Consider the following 25352-nt stretch of genomic DNA (forward strand, 5'->3'; position numbering starts at 1 on the left):
GCCTAGAGGTGAAAAAACATGAAATTAGGATTTCAATATGGAACTAGGTATATAAATTTTAATGTTGCATATAGGGACAGAAAAACAATTACAATAGAAGTAGAACCAAGTGGAGAAGTTAATGTTATTTCTCCTATAAATGCAACAGAAGAAATTATATTGAAAAAAGTAAAATCAAAAGCAAAGTGGATAGTTCAGAAGCAGTATGAAGTGAAAAATATTAATGTTAATAAGATTAGAAGAGAAGCAGTAAATGGAGAATCTTATTTATATCTAGGAAGAGCCTATTCGCTTCAATTGATTTATGATGAAAATGCTGAAAACATTAATGTGAGGCTACTCAGGGGACAATTTACTGTTACGACTTATACTAAAGATCAGGATAAAATAAAATTAGCCTTAGAGAATTGGTACAGGAATAAGGCATTAAAAAAAGTAAAAGAAAGAGTAAAATATTATGGAAGTTATTTTAAAGATAAAGTAACTGATGTAAGAGTTAAAGAGCAAAAGAAGAGATGGGCTAGTTGTACAAAAAATAATGAGTTACTGTTTAACTGGAGATGTGTTATGGCTCCTTCAAACATACTTGATTATATAGTAGTTCATGAAATGTGCCACATGCACTATAAGAGCCATTCTAAGGAATTCTGGGATAATGTGTGCTCTGTATTAAATGATTATGAATATAGAAAAGAGTGGCTTAAAAATAATGGTATAAAATTAGATGTGTAATTCAGCAATTAAATCTTATTGAAAAAAATATTAATAATAATTGAAAATAATAAACTTAAATAACAGAAAAACTTCCTATTATTAAATTGACTAGGAAGTTTTTTGTTATATTGGATTAATAATTATTTAATTTAATTTTATTTTTATCAATGTCAATATAAAGCAAAGCGTTATAAAAATCACTTATCTCACTTATAATATCCGGATTATTAGATAGATGTTGTAAAGATATATAAGATTGTGGAGTGGAATGAACTTTTCCAGAAGAATCAATTTTTAAAGTATTCCATAAATCTTTTTCTAAAGCAGAGTTGGAGTTTTTTGACTTAACGCTTCTGGTTATATCAGTTACTATATTGTTGTATAACTGAAAATCTAATTTTTGAGAAATTAATAATAAATTTTTATAAATTTTAGTTAGACTCGGTTCTGAATTTTCCCCATAATAATTGAAATCAGCACCTGTATATCCATAATAATCTGAAATATCTTGAGAAGATAAATAAAATAATATGTTAGAGGCATCTTCTACTATATTAGATATATTATCGTAAATTTTTGTAAGGAAATATTCTCTTTTCTTAGTACACACTTTTCTCCAAATATCTAGATACATGGAAGAATTAAAATTAGATATATAATCTTCAATATTACTTTTTTTCAGAATAGATTCGTACTTGTTCAAATGGCTTTCTAAGCATCCAAATTCAATGTATTTGCGAGTTCTATTTTTTTGATGCCAACTAATATAATATAATTTAAATACATTAAGTGTATTCACAAACAACATCCTTTCTTTTGATAGATTAATCTATTGAGAGAATATATATTGAATGTATTCTTTAACTTGTCCAGAAAAATCAATCTATTTTATTGTCTTTTTCTTGATCTGGAATTTGAGAGGGACGATTAAGTAAACATTGTTTTGTGAATTCCATTCCTTTCAAAATCGCAAGAATACCTTCCTGACATTCTAAAGGAACTTGTTTCGCATTTAACATTATTTCATTTAAAATATCTGTACTTTCCATTATAAAATCACCTCTACTGTATTTAAAAGACTTTTTATTGTATTATAAATCCATAATACTTTTTATTTCGTGTGTTGTCAATACATAAAATGATATTTTTAAAGCAAATATGTATTTACAATACAAATATACTATGGTAGTATCTTGTAAAGGTGGTACTTAAATTGACATTAATTAATGTCTTATTATTAGAAGATTATATTTATTACTGAATGAATATAAATAGCGCTTAACTTTTTAGTTCTAAATCTATAGATTTTAAAACTATTTAAATGGCTAAGAAATAAAAGTAAGATGATATAAGGAGGTATAGTAATTGATGAAATACTATATAGATAAGACAATGAAATTTTTAGAGAAGACAAGAAAAATATATATTAATAATTCAAAATTTGAAATTGAAATAGAATTTTGTAATATGTTCGTTTTATTGGCAGTAATAATGATTTTATTAATAATTAATGCTGGTTTATTAGGTTATGTTATAGGTGGGATTGTATATAGATAATAAATGAAACTTGATACTTATTCAGAAGAAAATCTAAGTGGTTGAAAAAATAATACTGTAGTTATTCTTTTAAATATTCTGATATAAAAGTAAGAACATATTGCTATGATCTTACTTTTATGATGGTTTATATTATATATGTATTACTATTCTTTAGGTACATATTGTAGTAACACTTGGCATAAAAAATAAATCTATATATTAACAACATTAGTTAAAATACTAAAGGAAAGGATTTTATTCACACACTTTTGGATTAAAATGATTTCTGTAGGTTTTTATTACATCAAGGATATATAACTGCTCTTCATTTGACAATTCTTTAGCAAGTGAATATATTTCAGACAAAACTTTAGAACTTCTGATAGATTCTGAACTCTCCATTTGGCCAATTCCTTTAATTAACCATTCTTGATCTATTTTTAAAGTATCACATAAAGCATTGATAATTAAAGACTGAGGCATTTCAATTTTATTATGTTCAATATTGGTAATTACACCTCGTGATGTTCCAATTTTATCTGCAAGCCCATCTTGTGTTAAACCTCTGAATTTACGAGCAGTTTTTAATCTTTCACCTAAAGTCAATTTAAACACCACCTTTACCAGTATATTATCATAGTTAAAATGTATTGTAAAGACAATAAGTGTTCTATAATACATTTAGAATGCTTTAAAAACACTTAAAATCAAAGTTGTTATGTTCTTAAAATACAAATATGAGTTGTTTAAATCGAGGGAGGTGATTTTATACATTATACGGTTATAAATCAAATTATGTTATATCAATAAGTAATTCTTGCTATTTTAAGGATGAATGGAATTTATAAAGCAACTTAAGTTAAATTTTAAGATATATAATTAGAAAGGAACTTTATTTATGGATACAGAAAATTTATTTAAACTTTATGAGATTGCTTGGCAACAAAGATATCAAACAAAAAAACATGAAAATATTGATTGTATAGAGAGTAAGTTAGAATATTACGAAAGTATGTTGTTAAAAAAAGATATAGATAAATATATATATAAGTTTAGGGAATTTCCATATTTGGATATCTGGAAAAAAGCCTGTACTCAAAAAAAAGATTATTTTATTGCAAGAATTGAGGGAGAAATAGTTGATATTATTTACTATGTTTCTTACATTCTAATTCAGTTAAATTCAAATGATATTATTCGCTATTATGCTTACAGAGGCGATGATTTTATATTTAATGGTGATTTTTATGAACCTACTATAACTAAAAGGTGTAAAAATTTATTGTTTATTTGTCAAAAGGTGGATTTGCAATTGTATAATAGAATCATAAAATATATAAAGAAAGAGTTCAAAGAAAACTATGTTTCTTGGAGGTAAGTCTATTTTTACTATCTATACTAAGGAGTAGTATCAAATAAAATTAGCCTAGAGGATGTTTAGAGATAAGGCTTTAAAGAAAGTAAAAAGAGTAAAATATTACGGTAGTTATTTTAGAGATAAAGTAACTGTTATGATCGGAATTATTAGCAAAAAATAGGAATACTGGTTTTTCATATTATAATATATAAGAAAGGAAACCTGTTGGAATTATTTCAAAAAAAAAGCCAACCAGGATTCGCTCACAAAATTATATGGTAAAGCAAAAAAAGTACTCAATATCATATAAAGAAAAACGATCTGATGGCTAAATCATTGAGATAGTGTAGTTAATTCTAAAATATGTTATAATGTTGTTGCAAATAACATATATACAATCATTTTTGGCACTTTGCCACTATGTTTTGAGATATAGTAGTTTTTGTTTCCAAACGCAAGAGACTACTATTTCTTTATGTTATTAATAAATATGATCACAAAGGTTAATTTAATTAAGGACTGAGTTCCTTAATTAAATTATTTCCTAAAATGTTGTTATAGTTAAATATTTAGAAAATGCATGTAGAAATTATAAATAAAACGATAATAACTAAAGAAGCAGTTATTGATACATTTGATGGGTATCATGAATTAACAGTATTGACACTATAATTTTAATGACGTTTTATATACATAAAACCGTAAAAAGCAAATCCTGATCCGCTTTCTTATATATTGCATACTAATATATAAGAAAATCTAAATTACGTTAAATATAAATATACAACGTATTTAAATCTTAGAGGTATATTCGCAAATATCACATGCTTATCCGTCAAACTTAAACATACAATGTTCTTAATTTTAAACTCACTCTTATATATTAATTTATAATATATAAGAAAGGAAACCAGATGGAATTACTGTAAATAAAAGCCAACCGGGATTCGCTTTCTTATATATTATTATTTAATATATAAGATTAACATTTTATATAAACTAGCATTCAAGCATTTCCTATGGATAATAATCTACAAGATAAGGGAGATAGAATCCACATAGAGAAGATTAAATATCAATAGCAAAAGGTTCTTGTAGTAGTATTATAAAAGAAAAATAGGGGAGTAGCATAAATAAAGCATACTGCCTACACATGCAGTTCATATATAACCTCTAATTAATAAAGGATTTTGCTTTTTAAACTCACCAGAAGGTGATTTAAGGCTTATATTTAAGTAATAACGACAACTTATTCGTTAAGTATAAAAAATTAATTATTTGGCTTAAATTGCAATAGTCTTATAGATTTTTCCACTCTTAAATATACGTTTTTTAGGGCACTTTTATCTTAAAAAGCAAACCAAAAAACGCTCTTCTTGTAGGGAGGACAACAGCGTTCGCTCCGACGATTTCCTACGCTCGCTCCATCTGTAGGGCTGGAAATATGGACTTTAGCCTATAAAATCAAAAAATGCTCAAAAATATCGCAAATATCGCCCAAAAATCGAAAACAGGAGGGTGTTTTTTAGAAAGTAGTGTTTTGGGGACGTTAGTATAGGAATATCCGTACTATCTTATATATCATTTTTTAATATATAAGATAAAAAGACAGTTCTAATTCAACTTAATATGTTATTTTTACAATTAGTTTATTAATATAATACCATGTTTTTGATAAGGCAAATGAAATTAAATATTCAGTGATAGAAGTTTTCAATTACATTAATTGAAAACAAACTTAAAACTTATTTTGGTATGATTTCGGTATATAAATGTAATAAAAACATTGATTAATAAATTACTTCGGTATAAGTTAGGTATATCTTAGGTATGTGATTTTCAAGATATATTAATTTTAGAGAATATATAACTTTATTTTTTCATATCAAAAAGTACGCCTTAATCTATTGTTTTTAATTATTATATAGCATTATAGCATACCTAAGTGTATTCTTATGTAGCATTATTAGATATATAAGAAAGGAAACCAGATGGCAAATGTGTAAATAAAAGACAATCTGGCCCGCTTTCTTATATATTATTATTTCGTACATAAGAAGATATTAATATTAGATACTAAGATATCTAACAATAGATTTATTTCATTTTGTATTAAGAATTTATATTTTTTAGAATTATTTCAAGAAAATTTATATAATCTAAATTAATTTTCAGATAGTTAAAAAGTTTTAGAAAAACTTTAAAGATGTTGAGAAATTTTTAAATTATTTTTATTTTTTTAAAGAATATTGAGGGAATCTAATTTTTATAAAAAAACATTTGATTATTTTAAGAAAAATTATAGAAAATTAACAATACCAAAAATTTATTTGAAAAAATTAAAAACTTTTAAATTATTTTACCTGAAAGAGTTATAGCAATAATAATGTGGATGAGTATTTATTATGTTTTCGTAAAGATGTCGAGTAAAGAATCCATAAAAGGCAATTGAGGTTTGCTTTCTTATATATTATTAGTTAACGTATAAGAAATTATTTATTAAAAAAGCAAACCAAAAAACGCTTTTCTTGTAGGGAACATACTTGCAAACGCTCCGATAATTTGGTACGCTCGCTCCATCTGTAGGGTCGCAAATGTGGACTTTGTCCTATAAAATCAAAAAATGCTCACAAATATCGCAAATATCGCCCAAAAATCGAAAATGGGTATCAAAAAATAGATAAGTACAATAAATCTAACAACAGGAAATTCTGGTCTGCGTTCTTATGTATTACTGGCTAATATATAAGAAAATAATTTAAAGTATAAAATAATATGTGTATTGAATTAAATAAAATTTTATGTTAAATATTTGAAAAATGGATTTAGTTTTTTTACTATTAGTACGATATTTTGTTATGTAAATTTAAGAGAAAAAGGTGGAAGATGCATATGATAAAAAAATCAAAAAAAGTAATATCAAGTTTATTTATGGCATTATCGCTAATTGCTGTAACTCCAGCAACAACTGTATGGGCTTCATATTTAGAAGATTCTCTTACGAAAGAAGAAAATAAGGCATATCTTGATTTTATAAAAAACGAATGTACGCCTACAGATAATGAGTTCATATTTTACAATAAAAAAAATGGTAAGTATTATGGTACAGTAATGACAAATAAATTTGGATTGTCAAAAAGTAAAAATAGTGGAGCAAAAGGTGGATTTTATTGTAAAGAAGATGGAAGTGTGGCGTATAACGAATGGGTATATGTTAGATTGCCAGGAAAAAATGAATATCGCTGGCGATATCGTGATTCCAATGGTCAAGCAGTACATGGGTATCAAACTATTAATGGCTTAAAATACTACTTTTCACAAAAAAATGGAGACAACATAAACGGTTATTTAAAAACAAATTGGTGGAGAGATGATGATGACCAATGGCGTTATAGTTATCCAGATGGTTCAATAAAAGAAGGATGGCTAAATTATAATGGAAACTGGTATTATATATATTCGGATGGCTTGATGGCAAAAGATACAACTACACCTGATGGTTATAATGTAAACTCAAAAGGTGTTTTGATATCATAAAAAATATCTAATAAAAAAGGAATTCCTAAATGTTTTAAGTGGGAGTTTCTTTTTTTGCATTTACAATGGATTAACATTATATGTGTTTTAACAATAACTTCGTATATATAATTAGTATATTGTAATTTAATAACCACTTGCTGATAAGGGTCTACAACATTCCCATTTCTATTTTTAGTTAATGGAACTCCATATGGTACTACATATGCTTTTCATAAAATTGCGTGGTTAGGTGGAACGTATTGAGAAGAATGTATATCTGTTCATGCTATATCATGTGGAAGTATTTAAAAGAAATTGTGTTATAAGATATTTGTATAAGTTAGATTTACTGATATGTCATATATCAAGAGACAAAAATAACATTTAGTTAACATAAAATTAAGAGAAGCACGAATAGGATATTAGTTCTAAAAAATTTTTAAAAACTAATATCCAGTGCAAATTTTTATAATATTTTAACATAATTTTATTAATTATCGTTTCCGGAAATGTTTTATTTTGCGCAAAATTTTCATATGTTATTAGCAACTGTTACTTACGATTTAACTATCATCGAAAATTTCAACTAATTTAAATGGTCGAGTTAAATTAATTAAAATTTTCGGTTGTGTTTTTCTATAATATTTTTTTGCAAATAAATTTATATAATAAAAGTAAATTAAGATTTTTATTTTATGGTTAGAAGGACTTTTTAACTGGTCGTTTTTAAAAAGTTCAAAATTAGTAAAAACCAATTTGTTTTTTAAAGAAACGTCTGAAAATATATGGCTTATATTGTATTTATTAAGTATTTTTATATATTTTCTTTTTGTATTTTTACACACTTCTTTATTTTGATCTATAAATATGGAGTTAATGTTATTAAATTCTTTAGAAGTTATTTTATTTGTTTTTAATAAATTTTTTACAAATAAATTTAATCCGGATTTCGAAAGGAATTTTTTTGAAATACCATATTTGTCCAAATAGTGCCTGAATATATGATTTAGATTATTTAAATTGCATAAAAGGTCTTCAAGTTTCTTTCCAGGAAGAAGCCCCTTGTTAACCAAAGATTTTATGCTATTCTTCTTTAATTGTATTTCAAAGCGTAGCAAATTCTTTTCTAAAATATTATTCTTATCGTTCATATTACGAGTTTTCTTTCTGTAAGCAACCTCTGCATTTTTGTTATAAACATTTAGACAAATAGAGTTATTTCTAGCACTAAACCCAGTATCAAAACTTTTCTTTTTTAAATAAGGATAATCTAATTTCTTTAATATATCTAAAGTGTTTTTTTTAACATTATCATCTGCACATGTAAAATTTGCTACAAGGTCAATTCTAGTTAAATTCCATTTTTTAATGTTTGTTAAAGCAGCAACTTTGTCTTTATCATTTAGAGAAATAAAAATTTCTTTAAGTATATAATTAATTTCTAAACATAATTTTTCAATGTCAGAAGAATTTAAAACCATAAAGTTTGCTCCATATAAAAATTTTGTTACAGATACAGAGATTGTAAAATAACAAAAATAAGGTGAATAACAATATTGAAAATGAATGCCCTTATAATTCAAGAAAAAACCCTTGGATCTTTTTTTGTTTTTAAAACTTCTCCATTTTAAGCCGCATTTTTTAAAGTATGTCGTTGGAATATATAATGGTAATCCGATAACAAGAGTGTCCAAATTTTCACCTCCTTTCGATTTCCTCGATTATAGGTCAAAATTAACTAAAATCAATTTTTCATTAGCATCCTAAAAAAAAATAAAAAAAATTTTTATTAAAACTAAAAAAATATAAAAATCAAGTTAGACTATCTCTAAATATCATAAGAGTATCTAGAGAGGTGTTAATTTTGGCTAGGATAAAAATTGATAAGTGCGAAATTGTAGAAAATAGCACATTAGAAATTAATATAGAAAAAATAATATATAGCCTAATAATAGAAGAAATAAAAAGTAGAGAATGTTTAGAAAGGGAAAAAGAAGCATGAAGATGAAAGAATTACTAAATAAGTTAGAAGAATTGGATTTTGTTACAAGTGATTTTTACACTTCTTCCTATTATAAAGATAATAATGAAAGTGATATTAAAATCGGAATATATGCGAGAATATCAAAGAAGAATTCAGAGGTGATTGAACAACAAATAAAAGCAATAGAAATATTTTTAGAAAAAAAAGTGAAGTTGGATCTAGAAACTATGATAATAAAATATTTTGATGATGGATTTTCAGGTACTTCTGGAGGAAGAGAAGGCTATAGTAATATGATGAGAGATTTGAAATTAGGAAAAATAAATGTTGTTGTAACAACTAATATAGACAGGTTTGGAAGAGCATCAGAGAATATAATAATGGATATTTATCCTGAAGGGATTATAAAATATCTTTATATTAGCCTTGATAATAAAGTAATTAATGCACCAGGTAATATGCATTATATAAAGCAAAAAGCCATGGCTGCTGATGATTATGCTAAAATTTGTAGTGAAAAAGCAAGACGAGGTTTAGAAACAAGGGTGTATCAGGGATCTACCATTAGTTCTAAGCCAGCATATGGTTATAAAATAGAATACGATAAGATAACAGGACTAAGAAAATATGTTCTTGGAAAATATGAAGAAGTTGAAGTTGTAAAACATATATTTGAAAGTTATTTATGTGGACAAACATTAGGAGATATAGCAAGAGATTTAATGAATAAATTAATAACAAGTCCTACAGGGAATAGTAGATGGAATAAATCTACTATAGAAAGTATATTGAAAAATCCATTATACGCTGGACAAATATATCACATGCGTTATAAAAAGCAAGAGTATGTGTATTATGGAGATGGAAAAAAAGTTAGAAGAACAGAAGAAAAAGAATGGATAAAATGTGGTGAATTTAATGGAATTATTGATATCCAAACTTATAATACAATTCAAAGCATGTTAAATGAAAATAAAAGTACTAAGAGTAATAAATCTAAAAAAAGAACATTTACAGGAGTATTGAAATGTGGGGATTGTGGTAGAGCATTACAATATAAGGAAAAGTGGAAAGGATATAAGTGCTCTGGTAGTCAATTCAAAGAAGGCAATTGTTCAACTCATTTTGTTAAAGAAGATGAATTGTGGAGTTTGACTTTAGATAAAATTAATCAAAAAATAGAAAGAAACATAGAATTAATTAATAAAAATGTAAGCGAGATGATTAAAATTGATAATGGTGTTAAACAAAAGTATGAATTAATAGAAAAAAATAATAAAAAAATAGGTAATGCAAATCATAGAATGGGAAAATTATATTTTGAAGAAGAGAATAAGTATATAAACGAACTAATAAAAGATATAGAAGAGGAAATTACCAAAATACAAAAACAAAATGATAAATTAAAACAAAAGATACTTGAAGATGAATTAATGAGAGAGAGCATGTTATCAATTTTAAACAATATAGGTGAATATATTAAAAGAGAAAATTTTATTGTTAAATTGTTTTTTAAAGAAATTAAGGTATATCAAGATAATAAAATAGAATTGATTTGGAGATGTTAAATGAAAGTTTGTAATTCTAATGTTTTATCATAAAAACATTAAATTGTAATATATATTTTTAAGAATTGAACTAATATGATTGCAGGTATAAAAAACTTTAAAGTGGAAAAAATACAAGAAATAAATATAAAAGTGAAACAAAATGTATCGATTTTAATATTTATATCTTGATAAATGTTATGAAAAATGATATATATTTATTAATGGAGGATTTGCTATGAAAGATGTATTTATAAGATTGCAAGAAATTAAAATAAATAATTTTAAAAATGTAGAAAAGGGCTCTATAGCATTTCAAAACTTTAATAATATAAAGAAGAATATGGAGACTTATCTATCAGATGTTTTGGGAATATACGGGCAAAATGGATCTGGTAAAACAGCATTAGTGGACTCTATGGCATTATTAAAAGAAGTTATGTCTGGAAACAAGTTAAATAAAAATATAATAAATTTAATAAATAGTAAGAGTGATGCTGCAACATTAGAATTTACATTTTTGATAAAACATAAGAATGAAAAATTTTTAGTATACTATACTTTTGAAATAAGAAAACGTAAAAGAGATGGTGTAGTAGATACAAATAAGGCAGAAGAAATATCTATAGAAATAAGTAAAGAAAGTTTATGTTATTCAAGTTTGGTTGATGGAAAATGGAAGAACAAAATAAAAATTATTGAGTATGATGTTGATGATAATAGTGTATTTAAACCTATATGCAGATATAATGAATTAATAAATCTAGATGAGGAAAATGGAATTAACTTGAGAGTCGCAAAGAAATTTGCACAAAAAGACAGTACTTCATTTATATTTAATAAGGAAAGTATAAAAGTATTTGAAAATTTTAAAAGTACTACAGATTATACTAATGTTATAAAAAGTCTAAATTATTTTGCACAGGTTAATTTATTTACAATAAAAAATGATCATTTGGGAATCATTAATATGAGTCAATTAATGCCATTTAGTTTTAGATTAGAAAATACTGATGGAGTAGTTGCTGGAAATGTTGCAATAGAGTTGTTTGAGACTTCTGTGATTCCAACGGAATCATATACTCTTATCAATAGGGTAATAGAACAAATTAATATTGTTATTAATGCAATAATACCTGGATTGCAGATTGAGATGATAAATTATGGAGATCAATTATTAGAAGATGGTTCAAAAGGAGTCAAAATAGAATTAACATCTGCTAGAAGAAATGAACGACCAATTCCTTTGAAATATGAATCGGATGGAATAAAGAAGATAATCTCTATTTTAAGTGCAATGATAGCAATGTATAATAACAGCAGTATTTGTTTAGTAGTAGATGAATTGGATGCTGGAATATTTGAATATTTACTGGGAGAAATACTTAATGTTTTAGAAGAAAATGCAAAAGGGCAATTTATTTTTACTTCACATAATTTGAGGGCTTTGGAAAAACTGAATAAGGATTCTGTTATTTTTACAACAACAAATGCTCAAAACAGATATATACGATTAACTAATGTAAAAAGCAATAATAATTTAAGAGATTTTTATTTAAGAGGAATTTCGTTGGGTGGTCAGAAAGAGTGCATATATGAGGAAACTAATAGTTTTGAAATAGGATATGCATTTAAGAAAGCAGGAAAATTAGCAAATGAAAACTAAAAAAGTTATTTTATTTATAGTGGAAGGAATTTCAGATAAAAACTCTCTTGCTTTAATATTATCAAGACTTATAAGAACTGAGAATATACAATTTCATATTGTAGGAGGAGATATTACATCTAACAAATACAATGATTCTCAAAATTGTATATCGAAGATTAATGATGAAGTAAATAAATTTTTAAAAGCAACTAGATTTAGAAAATCAGATATTTTAAAAATTATACATTTGGTAGATATGGATGGAGCATATGTTGATTCAACAGCAATAAAAGAAGGAAATACAGATAAATTTATATATAATTCAGATTGCATTATAGCCTCCGATATTGATAAAGTTAAAAATAGAAATGAAAGAAAGTCAAAAATATTAGATAAATTATCTACTACTATGGCTATATGCAAGATAAACTATTATATGTATTATTTTTCTTGTAATTTAGAACATGTTTTGCACAATGAACAAAATGTAGAGGATAATTTAAAAGATAAATATTCAGATGATTTTGTTGAAAGGTATGATGGAAAAGAAGATGAATTTATAGAGTTTCTGAAAAAGAGTGTTTTTTCAGTTCAAGGAGATTATAAAACTACATGGCAATATATAAAGATTGGACTAAATTCATTGAATAGGTATTGCAATTTTCATTTATTCTTTGAAAATCATTAAATAATTAGTTTTAGAAATATTAAGGGTGAAGACTTAGAATTATTAGTTTTCGCCTTTTTTTTTATTTATTCTGTTATTAAAATTTAATAATGAAATAAAATTATAATGTAGCAAGTTTTTGAAGGTTATTTATGAAAAAAATAGATGTAAATATCCATTATGGAAAAAGGAACTTTGAACAATTATTTATGATATTAATACAAGAAAAAATGAATGAAATTAAAGAAAAAATAAGACAAGATAATGAATTAATAAGTTATAATGAAGAGGAATACTATCCATCCACGAGCGCTAAAAAAGGTGAGGTGGATGAAAAAGATGAATAAAATATGGAACATAGCAATTTATGCTAGAGTTTCTACAGATAAAAAAGATCAAAGTGAATCTATTCCAGTACAAGTTGAAAATTTGAAAAAATGGATATTAAATAAATCAAAGGAAGATGGAAATGCAATATATAATTTGATTGATGTTTATGAGGATCAAGGAACATCAGGATCTTCTTTTGATAGAGAATCTTTCATTAGAATGAAAGAGGATATAGAAAATAAGAAAATTAACATGATAGTAACTAGGGATTTGTCGAGATTTTCAAGAAATTATATTCTGGCTGGGTACTATCTGGAAGATTACTTTAAAGTTAACAATATTAGATTTATATCAGTTTTAGATAATGTAGATACAGAATCAGAGTTTGATAATGATATTATCCCCTTTAAGAATATATTAAATGAAATGTATATAAAGGATTGCAGCAGAAGAGTTAGATCTGCATTGCTGACACGTATGGAACGAGGTAGTAGCATTGCTAGTAAACCACCATATGGGTATAAATTTAAAGAAGTTTTTGAGGGAAATCAAAAAAATATAAAATTAGTTCCAGCCGAAGATGATAGTACTCAAGTTGTGAAAGAAATCTATACCTTATACTTGTCAGGATGGGGTGCAGGAAAAATAGCAAGTTATCTAAACAAACAAGAAGTTGAACCGCCTTCTAATAGGGTTAAAAATTTTGCTAGAAGAAAATTTGGAAAGTGGAGTAATAACACTATTATGAGCATATTAAGGAATCCTAAATATGGGGGGTATATGGTTCAGGGGAGATATAAGAAAGTTAGTTATAAGGTGAAAAAAATTAATTTGATGCCATCAGAAGATTGGGTTTATGGTGGGGAATTTGAAGGGATAATTTCTAAAGATATCTTTGAAAGAACTCAACAGATGATAACAGATCGTTCTAATAGTAATTACAGATATAGAAATGGAGTTATACATCCCTTTTCTGGTGTTCTTAAGTGTGGAAAATGTGGGGGGAGCATGGCCTATAGAAAAAAATATAAAGGATATAAATGCACAAATAGTCAACAGGGTGCAAAAAGGTGCTCACCGCATAGCATTAAAGAGATAAGCCTTATAGAAATTATTTCAGATGAAATAAAGAACATGATAGATGCAACAATAGATAAAGGTAAGGTATATGATAGTTACAATAATATAAAAATAGAAAATAACTTTGAGAGTGAATTAAAATCTGTAGAAAAAGAATTAGATACCTTGGATAATAGGTTTAAAAAAATATATGAAGATAAGTTAGAAGGAGTTATAAATGAAAGAAACTTCAATCATATGCTTCTTAGTATACAAGAAAAGCAAGATAAACTTATTGAAAAAAAAAATCAATTAGTAAATATGCTTAATAAAAATAATACTGAAAATGACTTGTTAAAAAAATATAAAGTAGAAGTAGATAATCTTTTAGAAGGAAAGACAATTGATAGACGATTAGTTGAAACTTTGATTGAAAAAATTGTTATAGATGAAATTGAAGGTCTTAAAGAGAAAAAAGTATCAGTATATTTTAAGTTCGCAAAATGATTAAATGAAAAAAGATACGTATTGTCTAAAAAGGGACTGCCACATGTATAGGTCTTTCAGCTGTAAAACTTTTAAAGCAGGATGCTGATGCATGCATGGTTGTCCTTCCATCTGATCATCATATTGTAGGAGAAAAGAGTTATACTGACACATTAAAGCTTGCTATAGACCTTGCAAATAGAAGAAGATGTATAGTAACGCTTGGAATAGAACCACAGAGGCCTGAAACTGGTTATGGCTATATTGAGATGGGCCAAAATTTAAACAATAATCCATCTGTTTATAAAGTTGCAAGGTTTACTGAAAAACCTAATACAGAAGTAGCTAAAGATTTCATTCTTAAAGGGACTTATCTTTGGAATTCAGGTATGTTTGTATTTAGGGCTGATGTGATTTTACGAGAAATAGAAAAATATCTTCCGCCTTTATACAAATCTCTTATGGAAATTTATAAAAGCATAGGAGAAGATGATGAAGAAAAAGTTATAAAAGATCAGTACGAACTTATTGATGGAATATCTATTGATTTTGGAGTTATGCAAAAAACTAGGAAAGCTTTTGTAGTAAAATGTGATTTTGAATGGGATGATATCGGGAATTTTGGAGCATTAAGCAGGTTTTTAGGTGAGATGCATGATTCAAATAGCATATCTGATAACGTATATGTTGATGAATGTGAAAACTGTTCTATTTTTGCAAATAAAAATCTTATAATTGGTTTCGGAGTTAAAGATCTTGTTGTTGTTGACGCTGGAGATGTAATTCTTGTAATGGATAAAAATAAAGACCAAGAGATTAAACATCTTCTGAATAAGCTTGGCAAGAAGAGTAGATTTAATAAATTTTTATAATTAAATTAGCAGCTGCACTACGTAAAAAAAGTGCAGCTTTTTTTTTGAAATGATTATTTTAGAATCTAAAATAGTCCTATAAAACATGGTATAATATTATTATAAACAATTGCCTAAATCTAATAAATAAAATTATAGAGGAGGTTAATTATGAAGTGGGAAGAAGTAAGAAATTTATATCCAAACCAATATGTAAAAATAAAGATATTAGAAGCACATATAGAAGGAAATAAAAAATATATAGATAATATGGCAGTAATTGACGCAATTAAAGATCCTAGAGAAGCAACAAAAGAATTAGTTAGAGCAACTGGAGATGTACTAGTTTATCATACAGGAAATGAAAAGATAGTAGTAGAGATAAGAAATATAAAAGGATACAGAGGAGTAGTGTGATGGATATAGAGTTCAGAAATGGGTTACTATTTACGTCTATTGAGATATGCTATAAAGGAAAATCTAAAGTTATAGATAATATTGTTTTAGATACGGGAGCAGCATCAAGTATAATTTCACCAGATGCAGTAGATGATATAGGTATATATGCGGAATTAGGAGATAAAATAGTATCTTTTTATGGAGTAGGCGGAAGTATGCACAATTCTTTTGTGAAAAAAATTGATAATATAAAATTAGAATCATCAATTATAAAAGATTTAGAAATAGATTTTGGAATAATAGATTCTAGAGGTGAAATAAATGGTCTTTTAGGATTAGATATATTGATGAAATTAGGAGCTATTATAAATTTAAAAGAATTATCTATTAATATATAATTAAAAGCTGCACTACGTAAAAAAAGTGCAGCTTTTTTTGAAATGATTATTTTAGTAATTAACAACTTTTACTATTTTATTATCTTGAAAATATACTCTAGGAATTCTTTCTTTAAGCATACAGATAATTTCATAATTAATACTTCCGATATCAGAAGCCATATCATCAGCATCATATTTTAAATTGCCGCTTTCACCAAGAAGTATTACTTCATCATTAACTTGTACTTCACCTAAATCTGTGACGTCTACCATACATTGATCCATACATATATTTCCTACAACAGGAGCAAATTTTCCATTTATTATTACTTTTGCTTTTCCACTTAAAAGTCTTGTATAGCCGTCATCATAGCCTATTGGAAGAGTTACGATTTTTGTTTTTCTTGTAGATATAAATTTCCTTCCATAGCTTACAGACATTCCTTTTTCAATTTTTTTAACATGGGTTATTGAGCATTTTAAAGTAAGAGCTTTTTTTATAGAAAGAGTATTTTTATCTACTTCATCTGAAGGATAATATCCATAAAGTATTATTCCTGCACGTACAGCATCAAGATTTTTAAATGTTTCAGGCATTTCCATTATTGCAGCACTATTTGCAGCGTGTTTTAAAGGAATATGAATATCATTTTTTTCAAGCATTTTTATAAAGTTATTATATTTTTCAAGCTGCATTTTTGTATAAGTTTTGTCTTTCTCATCTGAAGTAGAAAAATGTGTAAATATTCCTGTTATTTCTATACCTTTAAGAGATTTAATCTTTTTTATTTCATTTACTGAATTTTCATCTGGAAAATAGCCTATTCTGCCCATTCCCGTATCAACTGCTATGTGGATTTTTGCTTTCTTGCCTAAATTTTCAGCTATTTTTGATAGTTTATAAGCATAATCATAATCATATACTGTCTGCTCAATATTATTTTCTATAAGCCAATATCCAGCAGTAAGAGGTGTGTATCCAAGTATTATAATCGGACAGACAATTCCATTTTCTCTAAGTTTCATTGCTTCACCAAATGTTGCAACTGCAAGGATTGAAGCACCATTTTCAAGAAGAACTTTTGAAATTTCTAAAGCACCGTGTCCATATCCATCAGCTTTTACAACTGTTATGATTTTTTTATCAAAAACTTTTTTCTTTATATTTTTTATATTATATTTTATAGCATCAAGGTCAATTTCTGCCCATACTGATCTAAGTAATCTATTCATTAAAACCTCACCTTTTTTAAATTCTATTAGAAATTATTTGTTTATAGTATATATTTTATGCAAAAAGGCTCGAACTTTAAAGAACCACAGATAAGGAAAAAATAACTTTTAGTGGTTTTATATATTTAATTCCCAAAATTAATACGTTATAATAAGTTGTATAAAGTTAGAAAGGGTGGAAATATGAAAGGAAATAAACTGCTTAAAGTACTTGTTTGTTTTATACTTCTTGTAAACTTAATAGTTACTACGTTATCAGTTTTTGTAAATGTATTTCTTTTAGACAAAAAAATATATACAAACTCTATGGAGAAAAGCGGAGTATATGACGAAGTTCTTCAGAATATTTATAAAAAAATGGATTCATCACTTGGAATTAAATTAGATCAGTCAGTTAAAAATGTTATCATAACAAGGGATGATATAAAATATATTGCAGAAGATATAATAAGTGTATTACTAAATGATATTAAAGAAGGAACTTATAATAAACCGTCAATAGATACTTCTTTATATAAAAAGAGATTAGATGATTATGTAAAAAATGCTGCATCAGGAAATGATGTACTTGAAAAAGGTCTTACACAGGTGTCAGATAAGGTATTTACAATAATAAATGAAGAATTAAATAGTAATATATTTAATGAAATTATCGAGACAGAGGAATTTCATAAGATTTCATCTATTATAAATTTTCTTCATAAAGTTATGATTATTTCGATAGCATCTCTTATTATATTTATTTTAGTTTTATATTCAGTGTCTAGAAGTCTTTTAAATGCTGTAGAGAGTTTTTCATCTGTATGTATTCAAAATGGAATAATATTTATTACGTTGTTTGCATGTTTATATGTGTTTTCAAAGCTTCTAATGAATGAAGGAACAGAATCTATATATCAGATAATTGGTCTTATATTTAAAGAAGGATCTTTAAAATTAATTACTACAGGCGCAGTATTTTTAGGATTTGGTTTTATTGGATCTAGAATTAAAAGAATTTAAAAAATATTATTTTATAAAAAATCAGCAGCTGACAATTTATTTATTGTAAACTGCTGATTTTTTTAATGTTTTTTCCTATTATCTTAATTCCACGCTTTATCTCTTCGTCACTTACATGTCCAAAGCCTATTCTTAATGTATCTTTTCCTTTTGAAGTATCTGCAAAAAATATATCTCCAGCCATAAATATTACGTTATCTTTATAGCACATATCAAGAAGTTTATCTGAACTTATGTTGTTTTTTAGCTTTAAAAATACATGAAGCCCGCCTTCACCTGTCATATATTCATAAGGAATGTATTTATTTATCATATCTGTTACAAGCGTAAATTTATCTTTATAATATTTTTTTACCTGTTTTAAATATCTATTAAATGCACCGCTTTTTAAATAATAGTAAAATACACTTTGGTCTAAAAATGAAGAGTGTATTGTTCTTCCTCTTTTTACGCTCTCTAAGATGTCTATAAGCTTTGAATCTGCAAATATCCAGCCTATTCTAAGACCTGGAAATAATATTTTTGAAAGGCTGCCTATATATATTACTCCGTTTCCCCTGCCAGAAAGTGATATTAAAGGATCAATTGGTGAGCTTGAATATAAAAGCTCTTCATTAAATCCATCTTCAATTATAGGAATATTATTTCTATTTAAGATTTCAAATATCTTCTTTCTTCTGTCTGATTTTGTTACAATTCCTGTAGGATTGTTGTAAGAGGGGATAAGATACGCAAGTTTTATATTTTCTAAAGATACTTTTTCTTCAAGGTTTTCTATTATAATACCATCTTTGTCCATAGGAATTTGGACTATATTAAGTCCATATGATTTCATGATTTTAAGAGCAGTATTATGAGTAGGTTCTTCGCATAAAATTGTATCACCTTTATTTGTAATAGAACTTATAAGTATATCAAATGCTTCTGTAAATCCGTTAGTTATAAGTATATCTTTGTTAGTTTTGTCAGCTCTTTTTTCGTTCATATATTCAAAAAAATAATCTATAAGAGGCTTATATCCTTTAGCATATCCATAATTTAAAAGGTTGTTTTCTTCAAAAGTCCAAGCATCCATAAGTGCACGTTTAAAATCATCAGTATTAAAAAGGTCTGAATTTGGAGCTATTGACTTAAAAGATATCATTCCCTTTTTGTATTTATGATCTTTTTTCATTATATCAAGATCTCTAAGGCTTTTAGCATAACTGTTTATATTAGAAAGATAATCGATATTCTTTGATGTAAATTCAGTTTTAGATTCTGCAAGTACAAATGTACCAACACCTTTTTTAGTTGCTGTTATTTCTCTGCTTTCAAGATATTCATACGCTGTTAAAACAGAGTTTCTGCTTACTTTTAAAAACTTTCCAGCTTCTCTTGTTGAAGGAAGTTTGCTACCTTTTTTTAGTTCACCAGTTTTTATTGAATTTAACACATGATTGACTATCTGGATATAAATAGGACTGTCACTATTTAGTGTAAGAGTTGAGAAAATCATTTTTATCACCTTTCTAAAAAATCTATTGTTTTTATAACTATATAGTATTATTATAAGGATATGAAGGATTATTGCAAATAAATATAAAGGTGTGATGCAGATTTGATGATGACAACTCATAGAATAGTTGCTCAGAATATTTTAAAAAATGCAAACAGTAAAAAAGTTTATCTTATAAATCATAATAGGTTCATATGGGGAGCGGTTAAACCAGATTGTGTTCCTAAGTATAAATTTAAGAAACATTATTATAACGAAAGTATAGAGATGATATTATCTAAGATATCATATGTATCATCACTTTCAATTGAAGATATATTATATAATATATCAGTTGAAAAATTTAGTGAAGAGCTTGGCGTTATATGTCATTTCTTATGTGACTTTTTTTGTGCACCTCATTATTATAGATGGGAGTTTAAGAGCACAGCTGCAGTAAAGAAGCATATGGTTTATGAAAAAAGACTTGCAGGGGTAGCTAAAAGATATAGACCAGAAAGTTCTATAGATATTAATATTAAGTATCATTCAGTAAGACAGGTTGTTGTAAAGCTTCAGCATATGTATGCTGGAAAGTTAGATTATAAAAACGATCTTAAATTCTCATATTATATATGTGATAATGTTATTAACATGATACTTGATAATGTATACGTAAATGAAAACAGAAAAGTAAGAGAATACGCTATGTAAATTAAAAAGTTTAATCAAAAATATACAGAATATAAGTATTTTGGATTTAAACTTTTCTTTTTATGTAAAAATATTTTATTGTATAATAAAATAGATGGGGAAAAATTAATACTAATTATTAAAAAGGATGGACGGTGGTACTTAATGATAAAAATGTTAGCATCTGATTTAGATGGCACATTATTAAATTCGGAGCATGTTATAGATGATGAAAGTACAGTAGCAATAAAGAAAGCTCAAGAGAAAGGACTTATATTTGTAGTATCGACAGGAAGAGATTACGAAATGGTACTTCCTCTTTTAAAAAAGCAGAATATTGTATGTGAATGTTCGCTTATGAATGGTGCAGAATATAGAGATGAAAATGGAAAAATATTAGAATCAATAAATATGGAACCATCTCTAGCATTAAGAGTAATTGATGTATTAAGAGAGCATGATATATCATCAAGAATATTTACAAATAAAGGCTCATACACAATCAATACAAGAGAAGAGGCACTTCGTGAAGTTGCATGTAGGACAGTTACTTTTTCAAAAGGAATAACATTTGAAGAGGCTATGAAAAAAGCAGCAGAAGAGCCATTTTTCACAAGTCTTCATTTTTTAGATAATAATTATGAAGAATTCTTTAGAAGAGATGATGTTCAAATAAGAAAGTTTGTAGCATTCAATTCAGATACTGAAAAGATAAAAAGACTTGCAAAAGAAGTTTCTAAGATAAAAGAACTTGCAGTATCATCATCATTTAAAGATAATATAGAGATTACTCATGTTACAGCTCAAAAAGGAATTCTTTTAAAGAAAATTGCTAAAAAGAGAAATCTTAAAGATTATGAAGTAGCAGTAATAGGCGATAGTTTAAATGACTACTCTATGTTTACAGAATTTAAAGATACATCTGTTGCTATGGCAAATGCAATGCCTGAGATAAAAAAGATAGCAAAATATATGACAAAAACTAATGATGAGCACGGAGTTGCAGAAGTTATTTATAATATTTTAGGTGGAAAATTATTTTAATTTTGGAGGCGTATTATGGAAACAAGAATAGCTCTTATAGGAATAATAGTTGAAAATGAAGAGGCTGTCTTAAAGCTTAATGAGATACTTCATGGATATGGAAAGTACATAGTAGGAAGAATGGGAGTGCCATATCATAAGAAGAATGTGAACATAATAAGTGTTGTTATTGATGCTGATAATAATATTATAAGTTCTCTTTCAGGAAAGCTTGGAATGATTGATGGCATAGTTGTAAATACAATGTATTCAAAAAATAAAAGATAAGTTAAAATTATGTACAAATGCTTTGTAAGTAGAGTATTAAATGGTATAATGATGTAAATAAAAATATATTTGGGGGGCAAAAAAATGAAATTCTTTTTAGATACAGCGAATGTAGAGGAAATAAAAGAAATTAATGATATGGGCGTTATCTGTGGGGTTACAACAAATCCTTCTCTTATCGCAAAAGAGGGAAGAGATTTTAAAGAAGTAATAAAGGAAATCACTCAGATAGTTGATGGACCTATAAGCGGTGAAGTAGTAAGCGATGATTCTGAGAACATGATAAAAGAAGGAAGAGAAATTTCTAAAATTCATAAGAACATGATAGTTAAAATTCCTATGACTGAACAGGGGCTTAAAGCAGTTAAGGTATTAGCAAAAGAAGGCATAAAGACAAATGTTACTTTAGTCTTTTCAGCAACTCAAGCAATGCTTGCAGCAAACGCAGGTGCAGCATATGTAAGTCCATTTATCGGCAGAGTTGATGATATTTCAATGGAAGGAATTGATGTAGTTAAAGACATTGCTGAAATATTTAAGATTTACAACATTAAAACTGAAATTATAGCAGCAAGCGTAAGACATCCTATCCATGTTCTTGAAGCAGCCAAAGCAGGAGCAGACATTGCAACAGTTCCATACAAGATAGTTAAGCAGATGATAAAACATCCATTAACAGATCAGGGAATCGAAAAGTTTAAAAATGATTGGAACAAAGCGTTTAAATAAAGAACAGTACAAAGGACAGTACAAATGACAAATTGTTAAAGGACAAATGACAAATGTGGTGGAAATTCCTACGGAATTTCAATTTATTGTATTTTGCGATTCTCGCAAAATACAAAAGCTTTCGCCTGAAGCGAAAGCTAAATATAAAGTTTCTGCGATTTGAGCAGAAACATCCTGATTTGTCATTTGTCCTTTGTCCTTTAGTATGTCATTTGTCCTTTTTCCTTTGTCATTTAGTATGTCAATTGGATTATCAATTCTCAATTATACTGGCTTTCACAGATGTGTTTCCAGTATCTTCTCGGCATCATTCTAAGTTGAAGACGAAGATTTGCTCTTTCAGTAATTGTTGTTGATTTAAAATATAAAACCCAAAGTTTTTTAAATTCATCATAATACGTATTTAGGGATTTATAAAAACTTTTTTCCATTTCAACTATTTCAGAATTTTTCTTATTATAAATTAGAGCTTTTTCTCTTTTTATATCGTGAATAATGAAATATTCATTTGAAAATCTACTTTCAAAATGGCTTGAAAGCAGCTCTAATATATCATTATCTGGTTCAATTGAAGAGTAGAGAAATTTATTATCTATATATGAAAACCTGACAAAGCCTTCAAATTTATGAGATTCATAAGTTACTTTTTTTACAGTGTCATAGATAAGATGTACAGTTTTATTATGAAGGTAGCATGTAATATCAGGACCTACTTTAAAAGCAAGTTTTAGATAATCATAAATAAGAAGTCCTTTTTCTTTATAACAGCTTAAAAAAATCAGATAAACCTGCTTAAATACTAAGAAGTTTATTTTATTTAGTATAGCTTTTTTTACTTTGCTGAATTTTTTTAAGTCAGTTTTAATTTCTCTGCATTCACCAAGAAGAAGAGGTGCATAATCATCTTTAACACTTATTATAGAAGAAGGTTTTTCTTTTGAGTAAAAAGAATCATATATACATGTAATAAGACCTTCAAATGTATCATCATATAAAAAATAGTACAAGCACAATCACCCCTTATCTAATTTGCAGGCAGAAAGATATTTGAATTTGTTTTTTCATATTTTATGTTATCAAAAAATGAAATCTGATTTTCATCTGCATTCTTATTATTACCATTAAGAATACTTTCTTTTATTGAAGTGTCATCAAAAGATGTATGAGATTTATATTTACCGCTGCATGTTATAAAATACTTCGCTCTTTTTAAAACTATACGAAGCTTTTTTAAATCTTCAAATGTTAATGAGTGAAATTTTCTAATCTTTACTATTTTCATAGCAGAACTTACGCCTATTCCGGGAACTCTTAATAGCTTTTCATACGGCGCTTTATTTATTTCAACCGGAAATTCATTTAAGTTATTAATTGCCCATGATGTTTTAGGATCAAAGTTTATATCAAAATTATCTGTATCATTTTTTAAAAGCTCGTCTGCTTTAAAGCCATAAAAACGAAGGAGCCAGTCTGCTTGATAAAGTCTATGCTCTCTTATAATAGGTGGATGAGAAATCTGTGGAAGAAACTTACTGTTTTTAACAATAGGAACATAAGCAGAGTAGTAAACTCTTTTTAAATTATATCTATTATATAGATTTTCAGATAATTTAAGTATTTTAGAGTCGCTGTCTTTAGATGCACCTACTATAAGCTGTGTACTTTGTCCTCCTGGAACAAAAAGGGGAGAACTTTTAATATGTTTTTTTAAATCCTTATTTTCAATTATTGAATTTTTTATTACTCCCATAGGGGTTAATATTTTTTCTTTGCTTTTTTGAGGAGCTAAAAGTTTTAAACTCTCTGATGATGGAAGCTCTATATTTACACTCATTCTGTCACATAAAAGACCTGCTTTTTTAACTAAAGCTTTATCAGCACCAGGGATTGCTTTAAGATGTATATATCCATTAAAATTATATTCATTTCTGAGTTTATCTGCTGTTTTTATAAGAAGCTGCATAGTATAATCAGGATTTTTTATTACAGCTGAGCTTAAAAAAAGACCTTCTATGTAATTTCTTCTATAAAAGTTTATTGTAAGGTCAGAAGCTTCATCTGGAGTAAAACTTACACGTTTAAAATCTTTTGATGCTGCATTTATGCAATATTTACAGTCAAAAACACAGTCGTTTGAAAAAAGTATTTTTAAAAGCGAAATACATCTTCCATCAGGAGTAAAGCTATGGCATATACCGTAGCTTGCAGCATCGCCTATACCATTTTTTTTATTCTTTCTTTTAGAACCTGAAGAAGAACACGATACATCATATTTTGCTGCATCTGATAATATTTTTAATTTTTCAAATATATTGTGATCCATATACGCACTTCCTAAATAGTATAATATTAAGAGTAATTTATAATTTATTATACACAAACATATGTTCGTAGTCAACAAATGTTGATTAAAAAAAATAGATATCT

General features: G+C 26.7%; 25 protein-coding genes and 1 pseudogene. 18 read left to right on the plus strand and 8 right to left on the minus strand.

Annotation, left to right across the window (positions count from 1 at the left end):
- The first annotated feature begins 18 nt into the window (after window positions 1-18).
- The gene (locus MTX53_RS02740; protein WP_244834693.1) at window positions 19-732 is read left to right on the plus strand and encodes a SprT family zinc-dependent metalloprotease; all 714 of its coding nucleotides are present in this window, start codon (window positions 19-21) and stop codon (window positions 730-732) included.
- 115 nt (window positions 733-847) lie between these two features.
- Here the strand turns inward: MTX53_RS02740 and MTX53_RS02745 are convergent, their stop codons facing one another.
- Window positions 848-1513: a hypothetical protein gene (locus MTX53_RS02745; RefSeq protein ID WP_244834694.1), complete on the minus strand. Its 666-nt coding sequence runs from the start codon at window positions 1511-1513 to the stop codon at window positions 848-850.
- A 79-nt stretch (window positions 1514-1592) separates the two neighbouring features.
- On the minus strand, window positions 1593-1763 hold the full coding sequence (locus MTX53_RS02750; RefSeq protein WP_244834695.1) for a hypothetical protein: 171 nt from the start codon (window positions 1761-1763) through the stop codon (window positions 1593-1595).
- A 319-nt stretch (window positions 1764-2082) separates the two neighbouring features.
- On the opposite strand from MTX53_RS02750, the gene MTX53_RS02755 reads away from it, so the two are divergent.
- Complete coding sequence (locus tag MTX53_RS02755; RefSeq protein ID WP_244834696.1) at window positions 2083-2271, plus strand: hypothetical protein; 189 nt, start codon at window positions 2083-2085, stop codon at window positions 2269-2271.
- A 237-nt stretch (window positions 2272-2508) separates the two neighbouring features.
- On the opposite strand, the gene MTX53_RS02760 is transcribed toward MTX53_RS02755, so the two are convergent.
- Window positions 2509-2868, minus strand: a complete 360-nt coding sequence (locus MTX53_RS02760; RefSeq protein ID WP_348521808.1) for a helix-turn-helix transcriptional regulator — start codon at window positions 2866-2868, stop codon at window positions 2509-2511.
- A 283-nt stretch (window positions 2869-3151) separates the two neighbouring features.
- Here MTX53_RS02760 and MTX53_RS02765 point away from each other — a divergent pair, with 283 nt between their 5' ends.
- Window positions 3152-3631 (plus strand): hypothetical protein, encoded by a 480-nt coding sequence (locus tag MTX53_RS02765; RefSeq protein WP_244834698.1) that lies wholly within the window; start codon window positions 3152-3154, stop codon window positions 3629-3631.
- Window positions 3632-6502: 2871 nt separating this feature from the next.
- Window positions 6503-7147 carry a hypothetical protein gene (locus tag MTX53_RS02770; RefSeq protein WP_244834699.1) on the plus strand — a complete coding sequence of 215 codons (645 nt, stop codon included), beginning with the start codon at window positions 6503-6505 and terminating at the stop codon, window positions 7145-7147.
- Window positions 7148-7692: 545 nt separating this feature from the next.
- Here the strand turns inward: MTX53_RS02770 and MTX53_RS02775 are convergent.
- Complete coding sequence (locus MTX53_RS02775) at window positions 7693-8823, minus strand: phage/plasmid replication protein (RefSeq protein ID WP_348521799.1); 1131 nt, start codon at window positions 8821-8823, stop codon at window positions 7693-7695.
- 170 nt (window positions 8824-8993) lie between these two features.
- Here MTX53_RS02775 and MTX53_RS02780 point away from each other — a divergent pair, with 170 nt between their 5' ends.
- The 9 genes and pseudogenes from MTX53_RS02780 to MTX53_RS02820 all read left to right on the plus strand — a co-directional run bounded on the left by MTX53_RS02780 (window position 8994) and on the right by MTX53_RS02820 (window position 16498).
- The gene (locus MTX53_RS02780; RefSeq protein WP_244834701.1) at window positions 8994-9131 is read left to right on the plus strand and encodes a hypothetical protein; all 138 of its coding nucleotides are present in this window, start codon (window positions 8994-8996) and stop codon (window positions 9129-9131) included.
- Entirely contained in the window at window positions 9128-10681 is a 1554-nt protein-coding gene (locus MTX53_RS02785; RefSeq protein WP_244834702.1) for a recombinase family protein, read from the plus strand. Before MTX53_RS02780 ends, MTX53_RS02785 begins: the two co-directional genes overlap by 4 nt.
- 217 nt (window positions 10682-10898) lie before the next feature.
- A complete protein-coding gene (locus MTX53_RS02790) occupies window positions 10899-12326 on the plus strand; it encodes an AAA family ATPase (RefSeq protein ID WP_244834703.1) in 1428 nt (475 codons plus the stop codon).
- Window positions 12316-12996: a hypothetical protein gene (locus MTX53_RS02795; RefSeq protein ID WP_244834704.1), complete on the plus strand. Its 681-nt coding sequence runs from the start codon at window positions 12316-12318 to the stop codon at window positions 12994-12996. Before MTX53_RS02790 ends, MTX53_RS02795 begins: the two co-directional genes overlap by 11 nt.
- A 131-nt stretch (window positions 12997-13127) precedes the next feature.
- Entirely contained in the window at window positions 13128-13322 is a 195-nt protein-coding gene (locus MTX53_RS02800; RefSeq protein WP_244834705.1) for a hypothetical protein, read from the plus strand.
- Window positions 13315-14871, plus strand: a complete 1557-nt coding sequence (locus MTX53_RS02805) for a recombinase family protein (protein WP_244834706.1) — start codon at window positions 13315-13317, stop codon at window positions 14869-14871. The genes MTX53_RS02800 and MTX53_RS02805 overlap by 8 nt, the downstream gene beginning before the upstream one ends.
- A gap of 29 nt (window positions 14872-14900) precedes the next feature.
- A pseudogene (locus MTX53_RS02810) lies at window positions 14901-15722 on the plus strand (sugar phosphate nucleotidyltransferase); the annotation flags it as partial.
- Between the two features lie 150 nt (window positions 15723-15872).
- Window positions 15873-16118: a hypothetical protein gene (locus MTX53_RS02815; protein ID WP_244834707.1), complete on the plus strand. Its 246-nt coding sequence runs from the start codon at window positions 15873-15875 to the stop codon at window positions 16116-16118.
- Window positions 16118-16498: a retropepsin-like aspartic protease gene (locus tag MTX53_RS02820; RefSeq protein ID WP_244834708.1), complete on the plus strand. Its 381-nt coding sequence runs from the start codon at window positions 16118-16120 to the stop codon at window positions 16496-16498. The genes MTX53_RS02815 and MTX53_RS02820 overlap by 1 nt, the downstream gene beginning before the upstream one ends.
- Window positions 16499-16549: 51 nt before the next feature.
- Here MTX53_RS02820 and alr read toward each other — a convergent pair whose 3' ends face one another.
- Entirely contained in the window at window positions 16550-17713 is a 1164-nt protein-coding gene (gene alr, locus MTX53_RS02825) for an alanine racemase (RefSeq protein WP_244834709.1), read from the minus strand.
- A 183-nt stretch (window positions 17714-17896) separates the two neighbouring features.
- Here alr and MTX53_RS02830 point away from each other — a divergent pair, with 183 nt between their 5' ends.
- Window positions 17897-18715, plus strand: coding sequence for a hypothetical protein (locus MTX53_RS02830; protein ID WP_244834710.1), 819 nt, complete (start codon window positions 17897-17899; stop codon window positions 18713-18715).
- Between the two features lie 40 nt (window positions 18716-18755).
- On the opposite strand, the gene MTX53_RS02835 is transcribed toward MTX53_RS02830, so the two are convergent.
- Complete coding sequence (locus tag MTX53_RS02835) at window positions 18756-20213, minus strand: PLP-dependent aminotransferase family protein (protein ID WP_244834711.1); 1458 nt, start codon at window positions 20211-20213, stop codon at window positions 18756-18758.
- 105 nt (window positions 20214-20318) lie between these two features.
- Between MTX53_RS02835 and MTX53_RS02840 the strand changes: the two genes are divergently transcribed.
- The 4 genes from MTX53_RS02840 (at window position 20319) to fsa (ending at window position 22925) form a co-directional block, all read left to right on the plus strand.
- Complete coding sequence (locus tag MTX53_RS02840; protein WP_244835447.1) at window positions 20319-20906, plus strand: zinc dependent phospholipase C family protein; 588 nt, start codon at window positions 20319-20321, stop codon at window positions 20904-20906.
- 144 nt (window positions 20907-21050) lie between these two features.
- On the plus strand, window positions 21051-21929 hold the full coding sequence (locus tag MTX53_RS02845) for an HAD family hydrolase (protein ID WP_244834712.1): 879 nt from the start codon (window positions 21051-21053) through the stop codon (window positions 21927-21929).
- A 15-nt stretch (window positions 21930-21944) separates the two neighbouring features.
- On the plus strand, window positions 21945-22196 hold the full coding sequence (locus tag MTX53_RS02850) for a TM1266 family iron-only hydrogenase system putative regulator (protein ID WP_244834713.1): 252 nt from the start codon (window positions 21945-21947) through the stop codon (window positions 22194-22196).
- Window positions 22197-22280: 84 nt separating this feature from the next.
- Complete coding sequence (gene fsa, locus MTX53_RS02855) at window positions 22281-22925, plus strand: fructose-6-phosphate aldolase (protein WP_244834714.1); 645 nt, start codon at window positions 22281-22283, stop codon at window positions 22923-22925.
- A gap of 260 nt (window positions 22926-23185) precedes the next feature.
- Here fsa and MTX53_RS02860 read toward each other — a convergent pair whose 3' ends face one another.
- Entirely contained in the window at window positions 23186-23932 is a 747-nt protein-coding gene (locus MTX53_RS02860; RefSeq protein WP_244834715.1) for a TIGR03915 family putative DNA repair protein, read from the minus strand.
- A gap of 17 nt (window positions 23933-23949) precedes the next feature.
- The gene (locus tag MTX53_RS02865) at window positions 23950-25248 is read right to left on the minus strand and encodes a putative DNA modification/repair radical SAM protein (protein WP_244834716.1); all 1299 of its coding nucleotides are present in this window, start codon (window positions 25246-25248) and stop codon (window positions 23950-23952) included.
- Between the last annotated feature and the right edge of the window lie 104 nt (window positions 25249-25352).

Origin of the sequence: Clostridium sp. BJN0001, from assembly GCF_022869825.1 — a bacterium.
In the GTDB taxonomy this organism is placed as follows: Bacteria; Bacillota; Clostridia; order Clostridiales; family Clostridiaceae; genus Clostridium.

What these genes read in the sequence shown, in the direction of transcription:
- fsa (WP_244834714.1), top strand. Translation starts at nt 22,281, where the DNA reads ATGAAATTCTTTTTAGATACAGCGAATGTAGAGGAAATAAAAGAAATT.
- MTX53_RS02740 (WP_244834693.1), top strand. Translation starts at nt 19, where the DNA reads ATGAAATTAGGATTTCAATATGGAACTAGGTATATAAATTTTAATGTT.
- MTX53_RS02770 (WP_244834699.1), top strand. Translation starts at nt 6,503, where the DNA reads ATGATAAAAAAATCAAAAAAAGTAATATCAAGTTTATTTATGGCATTA.
- MTX53_RS02820 (WP_244834708.1), top strand. Translation starts at nt 16,118, where the DNA reads ATGGATATAGAGTTCAGAAATGGGTTACTATTTACGTCTATTGAGATA.
- MTX53_RS02850 (WP_244834713.1), top strand. Translation starts at nt 21,945, where the DNA reads ATGGAAACAAGAATAGCTCTTATAGGAATAATAGTTGAAAATGAAGAG.
- alr (WP_244834709.1), bottom strand. Translation starts at nt 17,713, where the DNA reads ATGAATAGATTACTTAGATCAGTATGGGCAGAAATTGACCTTGATGCT.
- MTX53_RS02835 (WP_244834711.1), bottom strand. Translation starts at nt 20,213, where the DNA reads ATGATTTTCTCAACTCTTACACTAAATAGTGACAGTCCTATTTATATC.
- MTX53_RS02800 (WP_244834705.1), top strand. Translation starts at nt 13,128, where the DNA reads ATGAAAAAAATAGATGTAAATATCCATTATGGAAAAAGGAACTTTGAA.
- MTX53_RS02865 (WP_244834716.1), bottom strand. Translation starts at nt 25,248, where the DNA reads ATGGATCACAATATATTTGAAAAATTAAAAATATTATCAGATGCAGCA.
- MTX53_RS02765 (WP_244834698.1), top strand. Translation starts at nt 3,152, where the DNA reads ATGGATACAGAAAATTTATTTAAACTTTATGAGATTGCTTGGCAACAA.
- MTX53_RS02755 (WP_244834696.1), top strand. Translation starts at nt 2,083, where the DNA reads ATGAAATACTATATAGATAAGACAATGAAATTTTTAGAGAAGACAAGA.
- MTX53_RS02795 (WP_244834704.1), top strand. Translation starts at nt 12,316, where the DNA reads ATGAAAACTAAAAAAGTTATTTTATTTATAGTGGAAGGAATTTCAGAT.
- MTX53_RS02830 (WP_244834710.1), top strand. Translation starts at nt 17,897, where the DNA reads ATGAAAGGAAATAAACTGCTTAAAGTACTTGTTTGTTTTATACTTCTT.
- MTX53_RS02815 (WP_244834707.1), top strand. Translation starts at nt 15,873, where the DNA reads ATGAAGTGGGAAGAAGTAAGAAATTTATATCCAAACCAATATGTAAAA.
- MTX53_RS02845 (WP_244834712.1), top strand. Translation starts at nt 21,051, where the DNA reads ATGATAAAAATGTTAGCATCTGATTTAGATGGCACATTATTAAATTCG.
- MTX53_RS02785 (WP_244834702.1), top strand. Translation starts at nt 9,128, where the DNA reads ATGAAGATGAAAGAATTACTAAATAAGTTAGAAGAATTGGATTTTGTT.
- MTX53_RS02790 (WP_244834703.1), top strand. Translation starts at nt 10,899, where the DNA reads ATGAAAGATGTATTTATAAGATTGCAAGAAATTAAAATAAATAATTTT.
- MTX53_RS02840 (WP_244835447.1), top strand. Translation starts at nt 20,319, where the DNA reads ATGATGACAACTCATAGAATAGTTGCTCAGAATATTTTAAAAAATGCA.
- MTX53_RS02805 (WP_244834706.1), top strand. Translation starts at nt 13,315, where the DNA reads ATGAATAAAATATGGAACATAGCAATTTATGCTAGAGTTTCTACAGAT.
- MTX53_RS02750 (WP_244834695.1), bottom strand. Translation starts at nt 1,763, where the DNA reads ATGGAAAGTACAGATATTTTAAATGAAATAATGTTAAATGCGAAACAA.